The following is a 15,120-nucleotide window of genomic DNA, read 5'->3' on the forward strand; positions in this document are numbered from 1 at the left end:
TGTTGCGGGTGCAAAAGTACTGACTCTTTTCCGTTAAACAATACTTTTGATTGCCTTTTTTTAATGTTTTTATAACTTTAATTTTAAACTACTGGAAACCTTGTCTTTGAAAAAGAGTTGTTGGTGCGGTTTTGAGTAAAAGTAGGAATTATTACTGTTGTAGATTGGGTTCTTATTAGATTTACGACCTATTTATGGTTTTCCCTAGGTTGCAACTCGCTTAGAGAACCTTTCATTAAAATACTTTACAGTTAAGAGCGACTTTGCAGAAGCTATTAATCCTCTTAACTTAGCTCAGTTATTATGCTTTATTACTAAATGTAATTTGAACAAACTAATTACTCCTTAATATATAGGTAGCAAAATCTAGATTCAAACACACCACTCCTCCCCTAGCCCTGATAGTAGCGGAAATCCTAGGGAGCAGGTGTTCGGCGAACTAGATTGTAGCAGATAGCAGGAAATAGCTCCTGTAAATTAAATTACACACACCAAGGTTACTCAGCTCAAAAAAATCTAGCTTAAGAAAAATTCATATAGCACAGTTATACACGAGCTAAATATCTTAAGATAAAACACAATCACTCATACACGAAAATTCATTCAGCTAAAAAAAAAAAAAAAAAAAAACCACATCTACCTCTTTATTTAACAATGTCTAAATATTCTATAAAACTTAACTTAACAACCCCAAAGCATCGGCAGCAAAAAAAACTCTTAATTCAAGATATACATAATATTATTACATACCTATATACAATTATATCTAATAATAATTAATAGCAACATTGATTTTAACTCCTACAACAGTCAAATAACATTAAATAAAATTTCATTACAAACGACCTATCCTTCATTCCTAATATATTACGAAAAAGAGGAACACAAATCATAAAATACAAATACATCAAAACAAATACACACCAACACAAAGATGACCTATTTTAAATATAACACAAAATCTAAAAAACAAGCATAAATAAAAATATTCCATAAATCAAAACAAAACACCCTTATAAAATAGGGGTGTTGAAATGAATAAACATAAAAATAAACCAAAATACCCTATTAAAAATGCAATTCAAATAAAATAACTATTGTGAATTATTTATTTTTTCATATTCAAAAATGAATTATGCTTGTTTTTTTAAATTGATTTTTTCTTATCAATAATTCTTTCCAAATAAGCGTCATTTGTTAGCTCTAAATTCTGTTTACTTACTAAATGTTAATAAATTCGCCTTGTTTTACTGTTCAAAATTCTTTCAAAATGAAGAGCTCTCATTTTATATTTTAGACTTAAAACACATTAACTAACAACCAAAAGAATTAACAAAAACAACTATTACATGAAAAAGCTACTAACAATACTAATATTAGCATTTGCTGCTAACACATCATTTGCTCAAGACACTCCATTAGAAATTTCGGGCTCAGGAGACCTATATTATAAATATGATTTTTCTAAAACTGCAAACATCCCTACTAGTTTTGCATCTGATCAAAATTCAGTTTCTTTAGGAATGATTGATATCGCTTTAAAGAAAACTACAGGTAAAACCTCTTTTGTAGGTGAAGTATCCTTTGGACCAAGAGGACAATTTCAATCCATTTTAAATTCGGACGGAACTTACGATGAATTAGGAGCTAATTCATTTCACATTCAAAATTTATACGCAACCTATGCGGCATCAGATAAACTAAGCTTTACTGCTGGATTCATGGGGACATTTATAGGATACGAGGTAATATCACCATTAAGCAACTTCCACTATTCTACTTCTTACTTATTCACAAACGGTCCTTTTCAAAATGCTGGTGTAAAAGCAACTTATGCAATTTCCGACAAAGTAGGAATTATGGTTGGTGCGTTTAATGACGCTTGGAATTCTTACACTGCAGACGCATTTAAAGGACTAAACGCTGTTGGCGCACAACTATCTTTAACTCCAAGCGAAAATATTAGCGCTTACGTCAACTTTATGGATGGTTCCGTAAGTGGAACAATCATTGACTTAACAGCTTCATTTAAAGTTTCAGAAAAATTCAACTTAGGATTAAATGCAGCCGATTACTCAAATGAAGGCGATGTAGGATATACAGGTGTTGCTTTATACCCATCATTTGCTGTAAATGAAAATTTTGGTTTGGGATTACGTGGTGAATATTTCGATTATAAAAAAGGATCTGGTGACACTTCATTCACTGCTTTTACATTATCTGCTAATTTAAAATCAGGTGGATTAACTTTTATTCCTGAAATAAGACTAGACAACGCTTCAGATGAAGTATTTGTAGATTCAAATATGGCCGGAACAAAATCAGCAACTCAATTTGCAGTAGCGGTAGTTTACGGTTTTTAAACATTCAAAAAAAAAAAAAAAACATAATGTAAATTACTATTTACATATAACTCATGATTACCCCTATATTTTTTTTTAACTGTCAAGGTGCTCTTAGTACTTTGGCAGTTTTTTTTAATATCAAATAGAGCTAATCGATGAATTAAAAACAAGAAAAAGAGTTTCCTAAAATCTAGAAAACTCTCTTCTTACTATTTATTTTAATCTATTTACTGCTTTTTATAAACTGCATAAATAGTATTGATTGTATTTTGATCCAATACAGCATTAACTTCTTTTTGCATATAATGTAATTTAAATGCCGTAATTGCTGCTTGTAGATTTTTAGTATCGTAACCTATTACACGCAATCCTAATTCAGAACTAAAATACATAGGAGCTTCTTCTAAAACCTCATCATACCACAAGCCAAATCCATTATCGGCTAAAGTTTTCCATGGAAAAAAGACACTTGGATCTTGCTTTCTACTTGGCGCAATATCAGAATGTCCTATAATATTCTCAGCAGGAATTTTGTAATCCTTTTTCAACTTACTCAACAAAGCCATCAAGCTTGTAATTTGAGCTTCAGAAAAAGGTTCTTTACCATTATTATCCAACTCAATTCCTATAGAAGCAGAGTTGATATCAGTATTTTTTCCCCAGCTACCAGAACCAGCATGCCAAGCACGCAAGTAATCATTAAGCATTTGAACCACTTCACCATTATCACCTATAACATAATGAGCACTTACCTGTGTTCTTGCTAAAGTAAATGTTCTTATCGTTTGTTGTATAGAATCTTGAGCAGTATGATGAATAATTATAAAGTTAGGCTTACGCAAATTAAAATTAACAGTTCCTATCCATTTCATATTACTATTCTCTGGATACGAAGCCCCTCTATTATAAACGCTATCTTTAAAAGTGTACAGCTGTTTTGCATAAGAACTATCAATACTTATAGTACTTTTTATTACCACCGGTAAAGGTTCAGGTTCTTTCTTAGAAATAACCTCTTTAAAAGTTTTTAATTTCTCATTGTATTCTTTCTCGCTAACTTTATAAGGATTAGGAGAACATGATGCAACTGCAATAGCCAAGGCTAAATAGTAAAAATATTTTGACATAATATATTAAGATGCTAAAAAGACTACCTGTTTCTTCTTTTCTTTTTAGAACTTGCGTTCTCTTCATTTAGAGCTTTATATTTCTCTTTTTGATCTTCATTTAAAAACTCTTTGATTTTTCTATCTGTAGTTTCTGAAAGCGCCTCAAATTCTTTTATTTTTTGTTCTTGATTGCTTTCATCTTTCAATAAAATACCTTGCGATCGAATACTTTCTGTCAAAACATTTGCAATAGCAATTTCTTGCAACGCATCAAGATCAAGAGCTGGCTTAATTTTTTCCATGATTTTACCTACAGTAACCTCAATAGGAATTTCTTTAGGCTTTTCGGGCTCTCTATTTTGACTCATTTGATTCATTCCTCCATTTCTTCCGGAGCCGCTATTACCGTAACCATTTCCATAACCATTGTTTCCATATTGTGCAGAAACGCTTGTTAGTGTCAGTAAAAAGAATACAACTATTATTGCTTGAAATGTTTTCATATACAGTATTTTAATTTGAGCTATAAAAATAAGAATTATTGTTTAAACTGGTTCACCATATAAATCAAATTCTGTTGCTTCGGTAATTCTAATCATTGCAAAATCAGCCGTTTTTAAATAATGTTTTGACGCATCAATTAAAACCTCATTATCTACATCAGGACTATCAAATTCAGTTCTACCTACAAAGTGACCACCTTCTTTACGATCAATAATACATTTAAAAACTTGACCAATTTTTTCCTGGTTCAAGTCCCAAGAAATTTGAGATTGCAATTCCATTATTTCATTAGCACGTGCTTGTTTAACATCATCTGGAACATCATCTTCAAGCAAGTAAGCATGTGTATTTTCTTCATGAGAATAAGCAAAACATCCCATTCTATCAAATTTCATTTCTTGTACCCAATCCTTCAAAATATTAAAATCTTCTTGAGTTTCCCCAGGATACCCTACAATTAGTGTAGTACGAATCGCCATTCCAGGTACTTTTTCACGAAAGTCTCTTAATAATTTCGTGGTTTTTTCTTGAGTAGTTCCACGACGCATTGATTTTAAAACTGAATCTGAAATGTGTTGTAAAGGAATATCAATGTAATTACAAATTTTAGGTTCGCGCTTCATTAAATCCAAAACATCCATAGGGAAACCAGTAGGAAATGCATAATGCAAACGAATCCACTCAATTCCTTCTACTTTAGCTAAAGCTTCTAAAAGCTCAGCAAGATTACGTTTTTTGTAAATATCAAGTCCGTAGTAAGTTAAATCTTGTGCGATTAAAATCAATTCTTTCACACCATCTCTAGCTAATCCTTCTGCCTCTTTAACTAATTTTTCAATAGGTTGCGAAACATGCTTTCCTCTCATTAAAGGAATAGCACAAAAACTACATGGTCTATCACAACCTTCAGCAATTTTTAAGTAGGCATAGTTTTTTGGAGTTGTTGTTAGACGCTCTCCCAATAACTCGTGCTTATAATCAGCTCCTAAAGCTTTCAATAATTGAGGCAACTCAGTTGTTCCAAAAAATTGATCCACATTTGGAATCTCTTTTTCTAAATCAGGTCTGTAACGTTCCGATAAACATCCTGTAACAAAAACTTTGTCTACTAATCCTTTTTCTTTTTTATCTGCATATTCCAGAATCATATTTACTGACTCCGCTTTAGCATTGTCAATAAATCCGCAGGTATTAATAACAATTATATTCCCTTCTTTGTCAGCAGGAGCCTCATGTTCAACTTCTTTTCCGTTTGCACGAAGTTGTCCCATTAAGACTTCACTGTCATATATATTTTTTGAACACCCAAGAGTGATCACGTTGATTTTGTTCTTTTTTAAAGACTTGGTTCTCATAGATTTGTAAATTGGAGTGCAAAATTACAATTTTTATTTCGGGTAATGTAAAAGATTCCTGTTTTTATGAAGCTATTCCTGCTGTACGCTGTATCTTTTCCTAGCAAAAAAGCTAGAAAAAGGATGCCGCTGCCATCAGGGCTAAAAAAAACCGTCTTGTACAAATAACACAAGACGGTTTTCATAAAAATTTTATATCAATTACAATTCAAATAAAACTGATAATGACACATTATTATTTATAGAATTGATTTTTGCTCCATCAGTAAAACCTTGTGCAAAAAACCCTTGTTGCGAATCTCTTTTTGCGTAAGCATAAGACAAATCAACTTTAGTAGCACCAAAGTTATATCCTAAACCTCCTGAATAACCCGTTAAATCACCAATAGTAGTTTTGTTTTTATACGGACTCTGCTCATAGCGGTACCCTGCTCTCAAACTCAATTGCTTAATTTTATACTCTGCTCCAATTCTTAATTCACCTGTATTATCAAGTACATCATTCATAGCATTATTTATACGAGTATAATAAGCATCGTTTTCAGGCTTGAATTTAGTGTTACTATAATCTTTTATAGCATAATCTATACTGATCAAGCCTGTTTTTCCAAAAATATAAGCTAAACTCCCTGTAACTTTACTAGGGGTTTGCAATTTATATGCTTCATAAAAATTAGTAACCTGAGGATTAAAATAGTTGTCTTTATCAACTCCACCAGAACTACTTGTTGTAGAAGCTATTTTTTGAGAAAATTCATCATTTAATCGGTACCATGTAGAAGACTCATAAGCTAATCCAGCACGTAGCTCATTAGTTACCTTAGCAATCGCTCCTACTTGAAATGAAAATCCAGATCCATAAGTATACAATTCATTATCAAAACGAATATTACTAATTGTATAATCTGTAGTTAAAGGAGCAGTGTTACTTTCATAAAAAGCAGTCGATTTTCTATAATCCGTAAAATGTGAATTTAGATTGATACCTATATACAACTTGTCTTTATAAGAAGTTGCTGCATTAAAAGACAACTTTCCATTATAACCCTCAGCTGTTACTGCATTTTGCTGGTAATAATTACCTCCACCAGGAACATTAGAATTATAAATTACATTATTAGCATTAGTTGTATTAGGGTTAATCACAAATGCATTGTAACCTAAAAAAGCTTGTTGATCGCCATTATTTAAATTTCGATAATTACTATTTTCTAAAACACCTAGTTCAGTTCCATTAGCATAATATAAAAAATAATCATCTACTGAATTTACTGGATTAGTACCTTCTGAAAAAACTGAATTATTGAAATTATTTGTATTTTCAAAGTTAACTCCAACAGTAAATTTTTTCCAATTACTTTTCGTTCTTTGGTTATTAAAAACAAACACACCACCAGCTTGATTTATGTCAAAAGTGTTGTCTTTATCATTTGACCTAGTACCAAAATAATCAGAATCATTTTTAGTATTCATACTACTCAATGTCACACCCACTTGATTGTTAACAAAAACAGCAGATCCTGCAGGATTCACATTTAAAGAAGACAAATCTCCTCCAAGCGCACCAAAAGCACCACTCATAGCTCTATAACGAGCCGTTCCATTTAAATTATCTTGTGAGTAGCGTAGCGCATCTCTTATTTCTTGCGACTGTGCGGTACAAAAAGAGAGCCCCGTGATGAGTATAAAAATATATTTTTTCATTTCCTTTAGAATATAAGTTATTATGTAATTATGATATGATGATTAATTCCCTCCTCGTCTAGAACTTCCACCAGAACTTGATCTACTAGAGCCCGAAGAACTAGAAGAACTTGATCTACCATAGCTTTGAGACCCTGAAGAACTATTACTACTAGGAGTTGATTCTCTACGTGTATTATTACTACTATTTGTTCTAACAGGTTGGCTATAAGAATTATTTTGAGAACTACTTCTTCTAGTGTTGTTTGAATTACTATTAGTTCTAACAGGCTGGCTATAAGAATTATTTTGACTACTTCTTCTAGTATACTGTGTATTTGTATTCCCATTAGAACTTCTAGAAGTTCGTCTAAAATCTACATTATTAGAACTTCTACCCGTACTGTTTCTAGTAATACCGTTGTAATCCCTGATAGAATTTACGTTGTTATTACTTGAAGACCCTCTTCTACTTGAATTATACGAATAATTTCTATTACTGTAATAAGGACGATTATAATTGTAGCCGTAATTACGGTAATATGGATTGTAGTAATTTGCATAGTAAGGACTATTCCATCCATAATTAGAATACCCATAACCGTAATAAGGATAATTCCAACCAAAGTTATTGTAGCCAAAATTGTTATACCCATAGTTATTATAACCATAATTACCATAACCGTATCCGTAATTACCATATCCATAATTAGGATATCCGAAACCAAAACCTAAAGAAAGTCCTGAGTTATATGGATTGGAATTAATTTGGATTACAGTTCCTGATGAATTACTTCCCCAATCAGCATAATTCTCATCCCTTACATCATTATTAGCTTCTTCAGTGTAATTATTATAATCATCTATGTTTGTGAAAATTTCAGTAGACTGATTACCATCTTGCAAAGAACTAAAATAATCACCGTAAGAGTTACTTTGATTGTTCTGATTATTTGGATAATTTGTATCATCAGGAGCATTTTGATATTGCTTTTCTGTTGTATTTACAGCCGTAGCCCCATAAATCCCATCATTATCATAGTAAGAACTATTTTGATACGACCCACAAGAACTCATTAAAACGCTTATAAATCCAATAGTAGCATAAATAGCACTGTTTTTGGATGAAAAAATATTAGTTTTCATATCTCTAGGTTTTTTTATTGTTGCACATTACAAAAATAGTTAGTTTTGCTGAACTATTTAGTTAAATAAAATAATGCAAAATTTATGCCAAACTATTCAATATGAGCAAGAACCTTACAACAAGATCAGAAGATTATTCAAAATGGTATAATGAACTGGTTGTCAAAGCCGATTTAGCCGAAAATTCAGGAGTTAGAGGATGTATGGTTATCAAACCTTACGGATATGCAATTTGGGAAAAAATGCAAGCAGAATTAGACCGAATGTTTAAAGAAACAGGACATCAAAACGCTTATTTTCCGCTTTTTGTACCCAAAAGTATGTTTGAAGCCGAAGAAAAAAATGCAGAAGGCTTCGCAAAAGAATGTGCTATTGTGACACATTACCGATTAAAAAATGATCCAGACAAACCTGGAAAGTTAATGGTGGACCCAAATGCTAAACTAGAAGAAGAGCTAATTGTTCGCCCAACTAGTGAAGCAATTATTTGGTCAACGTATAAAGGATGGGTACAGTCCTACCGTGATTTGCCTTTACTAATTAACCAATGGGCAAACGTTGTGCGTTGGGAAATGAGAACTCGTTTGTTTTTAAGAACAGCTGAGTTTTTATGGCAAGAAGGACATACAGCACACGCTACTAAAAATGAGGCAATAGAAGAGTCAGAAAGAATGATGAATGTTTACGCTGATTTTGCTCAAGATTTCATGGCAATTCCAGTTGTAAAAGGAATAAAAACAGAAACAGAACGTTTTGCAGGAGCCGAAGAAACTTATTGCATTGAAGCACTAATGCAAGATGGTAAAGCACTTCAAGCAGGTACATCCCATTTCTTAGGTCAGAATTTTGCAAAAGCATTTGATGTTAAATTTGCAAATGCCGAAGGTAAACAAGAACATGTTTGGGGAACTTCATGGGGAGTTTCAACACGATTAATGGGAGCGTTAGTAATGACCCACTCTGATGACAAAGGATTAGTGTTACCACCAAATTTAGCACCAATACAAGTAGTAATTGTACCTATACATAAAACAGATGAACAGTTAGCTGAAATCACTGCCGAAGTAACTATTTTAGTAGCCCAATTAAAAAAGCTAGGCGTTTCTGTTAAATATGACGACAGAACAACGCAAAAACCCGGCTTTAAATTCGCTGAATGGGAATTAAAAGGAGTTCCTGTTAGAATTGCTATTGGACCAAAAGACCTAGAAAACGGAACTTTTGAGATCGCAAGAAGAGACACTTTGACTAAAGAATTAGTTTCTAAAGACGGAATTGCAACTTTTATTAGCGATTTACTAGAACAAATTCAGAAAGATTTGTTCGAAAAAGCGCTTGACTATAGAAATACGCATATTACTGAAGTAAACGATTTTGAAGAGTTTAAAACCATTTTAAACAACAAAGGAGGTTTTGTATCAGCACATTGGGACGGAACAGCAGCTACAGAAGAACGCATTCAAGAGTTGACTAAAGCTACAATTAGATGCATTCCTTTAGATAGCGTTGAAGAAGCCGGAACCTGCGTGTTTACTGGGAATCCTTCAAATAAAAGAGTGCTTTTTGCGAAAGCTTACTAAATATTTTAGTTTTTTTTGTCTTAGCTATTGTGCGACTCAAAAATAGTTGTATCTTTGCATCCGCAATACAGAAGCAGGCCCGTTCGTCTATCGGTTAGGACGCATGGTTTTCATCCATGTAAGAGCGGTTCGATTCCGCTACGGGCTACTATTCTGATGCTAATACAGTTTTCACTAACTTTAAAAGTGATAATGGCCCGTTCGTCTATCGGTTAGGACGCATGGTTTTCATCCATGTAAGAGCGGTTCGATTCCGCTACGGGCTACAATTAATCTTTAATAGGTTAAATTAACTAGAGGGATAATGGTCCGTTCGTCTAGGGGTTAGGACGCCAAGATTTCGTCTTGGTAACAGGGGTTCGATTCCCTTACGGACTACAAGTTAAAAGAATAGTAAAAGATAAAAATATAATAAAATGGCAAATCACAAGTCAGCTCTAAAAAGAATCAGAAGTAACGAAAAGAGAAGAGTATTAAATAGATACCAACATAAAACTACTCGTAATGCGATAAAAGCATTAAGAATAGCTACTGACAAAACTGATGCTACATCTAAATTGTCAAATGTAATCTCTATGATTGACAAGTTAGCTAAGAAGAACATTATCCATGATAATAAAGCTTCTAACTTAAAATCTAAGTTGACTAAATTTGTTGCTAAATTGTAATAAACGACAATATCACACAAATCAATAGCCTCTTTTTTAAGGAGGCTATTTTTTTAGAATAAAAGTCAAGAAAACTACAATGGAGGCATAGCTCAGCTGGATAGAGCACCTGCCTTCTAAGCAGGCGGTCGAAGGTTCGAATCCTTCTGCCTTCACTTAAAAAAAACCGATACATTTTGTATCGGTTTTTTTGTTTTAATTTATATCAAAAAGCAAATACACTATTTGAATCAAGTCCAAAAAAAAAAACATTTGCAGAACAAATTCTACAATTGTATAATTAATTATTCTAAAAAAGCACCAAGCTTATACGTAGTTGGCGTTTTGAAGCCTTATAAAGGAATGTTTCCGTGTTTTCTATCTGGAGTGACACATTCTTTATTTTCTAACATACTGAAGCCTTTAATCAATTTACGCCTGGTATCTTGCGGCAAAATAACCTCATCAACAAAACCACGTTGTGCCGCAGTATACGGATTCGCAAATAATTTCGCATATTCTGCTTCTTTTTCTAAAAGTTTAGCTGCTGGATCTGCCGCTTCATTAATTTCTTTTTTGAATATAATTTCTGAGGCTCCCTTTGCTCCCATTACAGCAATCTCTGCAGTTGGCCAAGCAAAATTCATATCAGCACCAATGTGTTTTGAATTCATTACATCATAAGCACCTCCATACGCCTTACGCGTAATCACCGTAATTCTAGGCACAGTCGCTTCGCTTAAAGCGTATAATAATTTTGCCCCATGAACAATAATTCCCTGCCATTCTTGATCAGTTCCAGGTAAAAATCCTGGTACATCTACTAAAACTAGTAACGGAATATTAAATGCATCACAAAAACGGGTAAAACGCGCTGCTTTTACGGAGCTATTTACATCTAGACAGCCTGCTAAATACATAGGTTGATTAGCAACAATACCAATACTTCTACCTCCAAGTCTAGCAAAACCAACAATAATATTCTCTGCATAATTTTTATGCACTTCAAAAAAAGAGTCTTCATCAATAATTCCAGCAATAACACCATGCATATCATAAGGCTTATTTGGATTATCAGGAATAATAGCCGCTAGTTGCTCACGCAATTCATCATTTAACTCATAAGGTAGTTTTTGAGTTTTCTCTTTATTACTTTGAGGTAAATAACTCAATAAACGTTTCACATCCTCTAAACATTCAATATCATTTGCTGCTGTACAATGTGCCACACCAGACTTAGTGGAATGTGTACTCGCTCCGCCTAACTCTTCTGAGGTAACAGTTTCGTTTGTTACCGTTTTAACGACACTAGGACCAGTAACAAACATATAACTTGTATCTTCTACCATCATAGTAAAATCAGTCATTGCAGGTGAATAAACCGCACCACCGGCACAAGGGCCCATAATTGCAGATATTTGCGGAATAACACCACTTGCTTGTACATTTCGATAAAAAATATCAGCATAACCACCCAATGAACGAACACCTTCTTGAATACGCGCCCCTCCTGAGTCATTCAAACCAATCATAGGAGCACCCATTTTAACAGCCATATCCATCACTTTACAAATCTTCTCTGCATGAGTTTCAGATAGCGCACCCCCAAAAACGGTAAAATCTTGAGCAAAAACATAGACTAATCTTCCATTGATGGTTCCATAACCTGTAATTACACCATCACCGTAGTACATTTCTTTTTCCATTCCAAAATCAGTTGTCCGGTGTGTAACCAGCATCCCAATTTCTTCAAAAGAACCTTCATCCATCAAATAAATAACACGTTCTCTTGCTGTTAATTTCTTTTTTTGATGTTGCTTCTCTATTCTGTTTTTCCCTCCGCCCAAATGAGCTTTGGCAATTTTATCGTTTAATATTTCTATTTTGTCTTTCATACTTTTATTTTTAACCGCTAATTCACAAACTATTAATTTTTAAATCTCTAAATGAGAAAAAATTAATTGGGTAATCGCACTATTTTTTGATCCTCAAAATATTGTTTCAAAGCAATTCGAGCTGCAATCTCAGCCTCTTTTGTAATTTCAGCTTTTAATAAATTGGCGCTATAGTACTTTTTAACAAAATGCGTATCAAAATTTCCAGAGCGAAATGCCTCATGCTCCATCACAAAGGCACCAAATGGCAGTGTTGTTTGCACACCTTCTACTTGATAATCAGCAATAGCTTTAATCATTATTTGAATAGCCTCCTCACGAGTTTCGCCATAAGTAATAAGCTTTGCTAACATGGGATCGTAATAAATAGGTATATCCATTCCTTGTTCAAAGCCATTATCAACACGTATTCCTTTACCCGAAGGCAACTTATACACGTCAAGATGCCCTACACTTGGTAAGAAATCATTCATAGGATCCTCTGCATAAACACGCAACTCCATTGCATGACCTTTTATCCTTAAATCCTCTTGTCTTAGCGTTAATGCCTCACCTCGAGCTACCTTAATTTGCATTTCAACCAAGTCCAAACCCGTAATTAACTCGGTTACCGGATGCTCTACCTGCAGACGGGTATTCATTTCTAGAAAATAAAAATTATGGTTTTCATCCAATAAAAACTCTACCGTACCCGCTCCTAAATAATCACATGCTTTAGCTACTAAAACTGCAGCTTCACCCATTTTTTTTCGTAATTCAGCTGTTAATACCGATGAAGGAGCTTCTTCAACCACCTTCTGGTGTCTACGTTGAATACTGCATTCTCTTTCAAATAAATATAAAATAGTACCATGACTATCTGCCATGATTTGGATTTCGATATGACGCGGAGACGCTACATATTTCTCTATAAAAACTGCACCATCACCAAAAGCATTTATTGCTTCACTAATAGCACGTTTCATTTGAGATTCAAATTCCTCTGCGTTTTCAACAATTCGCATTCCTTTTCCACCACCACCAGCTGAGGCTTTTATTAAAATAGGAAAACCTATCTCACTTGCCACAATTTTTGCTTTATCAATATCCGTAATCGCTTCATCAAGACCAGGAACCATTGGAATATTATAAACCTTAACCGCTTCCTTTGCGGCCAGCTTGTTTCCCATGATATGAATCGCTTTTGACTTTGGGCCAATAAAAATGATGTTGTTTTTTTCTGCTTTTTCAGCAAAATCGGCATTTTCACTTAAAAAACCATAACCAGGATGAATAGCATCTACACCAAGGTTTTTAGCAACTTCAATAATTTTATCTCCCAGTAAATAAGACTGACTAGAAGGTGATTCTCCTATCCAGACTGCTTCATCGGCAAATTTTACGTGAGGCGCATTTCTATCTGCAGTAGAATATACTGCAACTGTTTTGATTCCCATTTTTCGGGCAGTTTTCATTACCCTGATAGCAATCTCTCCTCTATTAGCAACTAATATTTTTTTCATTTTTATATATTTTTGGCCACGAAAGCAGTAATTATTCTAATGCTTATTAAAATGTTTTCGTTTTTTAAAATTGTACTTTTTAGACTTCAAATTTTAGATTCACAGTATCAATAATTACCTTATTCAGTATCGAATAAAATAATTATCTTCTAATTTTAGGTGAATTAAGGCGTACTTTATTCAAACTCAATTAACTGTTGTCCCTTATCTACAGCATCTCCCTTACTTACTGCAATGGATTTAATTACTCCGTCTCTAGGTGATTGAAAACTGTTTTCCATTTTCATAGCTTCTAGAATTAAAAGCGGCTCATTTTCCTTTACGGTTTGACCTACAACTACACTTATTTCTAGAATCAATCCTGGCATAGGTGCTTTGATGGCATTGATTTGTTTAGCTAAGCCAACTTCAAATCCCATCTCTTTTATAAGCAAGTCTAAATTATCAGCAATAGCCACTGTGTAACTATTATTATTGACTTTAACTGTATATTTTTTTTGATTGAAATTTGCTGAGACAATTTCAGCTAAATAAGGGGTTTCTTGGTGCAAAACATGAAACTTATTTGTCTCAATAGTTACGGCATCAAGTTGGACTGCATGTTCTTTTTCAATATCGAATTCAAAAGAATCATTTACTTTTACTTTATAGCTATCACTCATTAATGTAATTTTTATAGTCGTAAAAATAAGTAAAAGAAAACGTTTTCGTAAAATAAAAAAGAAGTTTTATAAATGAATCTAAAAATTTATCTGTTAAACTCCATAATAATAAACAAAAATAGTGGCACATAAAAAAACTCCAAATCAAATTTGGAGTTTTTCTTAAGATATCTATTACAATGAAGTGAGCGTTTTTTTGATTAAATTTTAGCTTCAACCGCTTTTACAACTCCTTTTAGGGTTAAAACACTAGGTGCTAATCCGTCATTTAAATTCACAGTTACCGTTTTAGAAAACGAACCTGCACTTGCTGCATTATAAGTTGCTGTAACTGTTCCTTTTGCCCCTGCTGCAATTGGTGTTTTAGTATAATCAGTAGCAGTACATCCACACGAGCCTTGCACATTGGTGATAATAATAACCGCTTTACTCGTATTAGTAAACTCATAGACCATTTTTTTAGGAGTTCCTTGCGGAATTTCTCCTACATCAATTGTTTCTGCTTTCCATAATACTGAAGCTACAATTACTGCTGATTTCTCCTTTTCAACAATAGTATTAATGGGCTTAATTACTGCAAAAGACATCAATCCTAACGAGACTGCTAACATGGTAATTTTGAAGATTTTCATAATAAATTTTATTTGGTTAAAACTATTTAATTCTACTGTACAACAAAAGTAATTCCTAAT

Annotated in this window: 12 protein-coding genes and 4 tRNA genes; 7 read left to right on the plus strand and 9 right to left on the minus strand. The window is 33.3% G+C overall.

Features of this window, described 5'->3' with window-relative positions; translation table 11 throughout:
- Positions 1–1,349: 1,349 nt before the first annotated feature.
- Entirely contained in the window at positions 1,350–2,363 is a 1,014-nt protein-coding gene (locus HNP99_RS14200) for a porin (RefSeq protein ID WP_173854055.1), read from the plus strand.
- A gap of 209 nt (positions 2,364–2,572) precedes the next feature.
- Here the strand turns inward: HNP99_RS14200 and HNP99_RS14205 are convergent, their stop codons facing one another.
- From HNP99_RS14205 to HNP99_RS14225, 5 genes are all read right to left on the minus strand, one after another.
- Positions 2,573–3,472 (minus strand): N-acetylmuramoyl-L-alanine amidase, encoded by a 900-nt coding sequence (locus HNP99_RS14205; protein WP_173854056.1) that lies wholly within the window; start codon positions 3,470–3,472, stop codon positions 2,573–2,575.
- Between the two features lie 23 nt (positions 3,473–3,495).
- On the minus strand, positions 3,496–3,957 hold the full coding sequence (locus HNP99_RS14210; RefSeq protein ID WP_173854057.1) for a hypothetical protein: 462 nt from the start codon (positions 3,955–3,957) through the stop codon (positions 3,496–3,498).
- Between the two features lie 42 nt (positions 3,958–3,999).
- Positions 4,000–5,313: a 30S ribosomal protein S12 methylthiotransferase RimO gene (rimO, locus tag HNP99_RS14215; protein WP_173854058.1), complete on the minus strand. Its 1,314-nt coding sequence runs from the start codon at positions 5,311–5,313 to the stop codon at positions 4,000–4,002.
- Positions 5,314–5,514: 201 nt separating this feature from the next.
- On the minus strand, positions 5,515–7,017 hold the full coding sequence (locus tag HNP99_RS14220) for an OmpP1/FadL family transporter (RefSeq protein WP_173854059.1): 1,503 nt from the start codon (positions 7,015–7,017) through the stop codon (positions 5,515–5,517).
- 42 nt (positions 7,018–7,059) lie between these two features.
- Positions 7,060–8,142: a hypothetical protein gene (locus tag HNP99_RS14225; RefSeq protein WP_173854060.1), complete on the minus strand. Its 1,083-nt coding sequence runs from the start codon at positions 8,140–8,142 to the stop codon at positions 7,060–7,062.
- A 101-nt stretch (positions 8,143–8,243) separates the two neighbouring features.
- Between HNP99_RS14225 and proS the strand changes: the two genes are divergently transcribed.
- The 6 genes from proS (at position 8,244) to HNP99_RS14255 (ending at position 10,545) form a co-directional block, all read left to right on the plus strand.
- Positions 8,244–9,722, plus strand: coding sequence for a proline--tRNA ligase (proS, locus tag HNP99_RS14230; protein WP_173854061.1), 1,479 nt, complete (start codon positions 8,244–8,246; stop codon positions 9,720–9,722).
- A 76-nt stretch (positions 9,723–9,798) separates the two neighbouring features.
- Positions 9,799–9,870, plus strand: a tRNA-Glu gene (locus HNP99_RS14235).
- A 46-nt stretch (positions 9,871–9,916) separates the two neighbouring features.
- Positions 9,917–9,988, plus strand: a tRNA-Glu gene (locus tag HNP99_RS14240).
- A gap of 40 nt (positions 9,989–10,028) precedes the next feature.
- Positions 10,029–10,100 (plus strand) — tRNA-Glu (locus HNP99_RS14245).
- Positions 10,101–10,138: 38 nt separating this feature from the next.
- Positions 10,139–10,390, plus strand: a complete 252-nt coding sequence (gene rpsT, locus HNP99_RS14250; RefSeq protein WP_173837097.1) for a 30S ribosomal protein S20 — start codon at positions 10,139–10,141, stop codon at positions 10,388–10,390.
- 81 nt (positions 10,391–10,471) lie between these two features.
- Positions 10,472–10,545, plus strand: a tRNA-Arg gene (locus tag HNP99_RS14255).
- Between the two features lie 177 nt (positions 10,546–10,722).
- Here HNP99_RS14255 and HNP99_RS14260 read toward each other — a convergent pair.
- From HNP99_RS14260 to HNP99_RS14275, 4 genes are all read right to left on the minus strand, one after another.
- Positions 10,723–12,264 carry an acyl-CoA carboxylase subunit beta gene (locus HNP99_RS14260; RefSeq protein WP_173854062.1) on the minus strand — a complete coding sequence of 514 codons (1,542 nt, stop codon included), beginning with the start codon at positions 12,262–12,264 and terminating at the stop codon, positions 10,723–10,725.
- Positions 12,265–12,326: 62 nt separating this feature from the next.
- Complete coding sequence (accC, locus tag HNP99_RS14265; protein WP_173854063.1) at positions 12,327–13,766, minus strand: acetyl-CoA carboxylase biotin carboxylase subunit; 1,440 nt, start codon at positions 13,764–13,766, stop codon at positions 12,327–12,329.
- Between the two features lie 176 nt (positions 13,767–13,942).
- A complete protein-coding gene (locus tag HNP99_RS14270) occupies positions 13,943–14,428 on the minus strand; it encodes an acyl-CoA carboxylase biotin carboxyl carrier protein subunit (protein ID WP_173854064.1) in 486 nt (161 codons plus the stop codon).
- A 200-nt stretch (positions 14,429–14,628) separates the two neighbouring features.
- Positions 14,629–15,060 carry a DUF1573 domain-containing protein gene (locus HNP99_RS14275; RefSeq protein ID WP_173854065.1) on the minus strand — a complete coding sequence of 144 codons (432 nt, stop codon included), beginning with the start codon at positions 15,058–15,060 and terminating at the stop codon, positions 14,629–14,631.
- Between the last annotated feature and the right edge of the window lie 60 nt (positions 15,061–15,120).

It is taken from the genome of Flavobacterium gelidicaeli (genome assembly GCF_013294005.1).
GTDB lineage: Bacteria > Bacteroidota > Bacteroidia > Flavobacteriales > Flavobacteriaceae > Flavobacterium.

Excerpts from the sequence above, each read along its gene's own strand:
- HNP99_RS14270 (WP_173854064.1), bottom strand. The coding sequence starts at position 14,428 with ATGAGTGATAGCTATAAAGTAAAAGTAAATGATTCTTTTGAATTCGAT.
- rimO (WP_173854058.1), bottom strand. The coding sequence starts at position 5,313 with ATGAGAACCAAGTCTTTAAAAAAGAACAAAATCAACGTGATCACTCTT.
- HNP99_RS14225 (WP_173854060.1), bottom strand. The coding sequence starts at position 8,142 with ATGAAAACTAATATTTTTTCATCCAAAAACAGTGCTATTTATGCTACT.
- HNP99_RS14200 (WP_173854055.1), top strand. The coding sequence starts at position 1,350 with ATGAAAAAGCTACTAACAATACTAATATTAGCATTTGCTGCTAACACA.
- HNP99_RS14275 (WP_173854065.1), bottom strand. The coding sequence starts at position 15,060 with ATGAAAATCTTCAAAATTACCATGTTAGCAGTCTCGTTAGGATTGATG.
- HNP99_RS14220 (WP_173854059.1), bottom strand. The coding sequence starts at position 7,017 with ATGAAAAAATATATTTTTATACTCATCACGGGGCTCTCTTTTTGTACC.
- HNP99_RS14260 (WP_173854062.1), bottom strand. The coding sequence starts at position 12,264 with ATGAAAGACAAAATAGAAATATTAAACGATAAAATTGCCAAAGCTCAT.
- proS (WP_173854061.1), top strand. The coding sequence starts at position 8,244 with ATGAGCAAGAACCTTACAACAAGATCAGAAGATTATTCAAAATGGTAT.
- accC (WP_173854063.1), bottom strand. The coding sequence starts at position 13,766 with ATGAAAAAAATATTAGTTGCTAATAGAGGAGAGATTGCTATCAGGGTA.
- HNP99_RS14205 (WP_173854056.1), bottom strand. The coding sequence starts at position 3,472 with ATGTCAAAATATTTTTACTATTTAGCCTTGGCTATTGCAGTTGCATCA.
- HNP99_RS14210 (WP_173854057.1), bottom strand. The coding sequence starts at position 3,957 with ATGAAAACATTTCAAGCAATAATAGTTGTATTCTTTTTACTGACACTA.
- rpsT (WP_173837097.1), top strand. The coding sequence starts at position 10,139 with ATGGCAAATCACAAGTCAGCTCTAAAAAGAATCAGAAGTAACGAAAAG.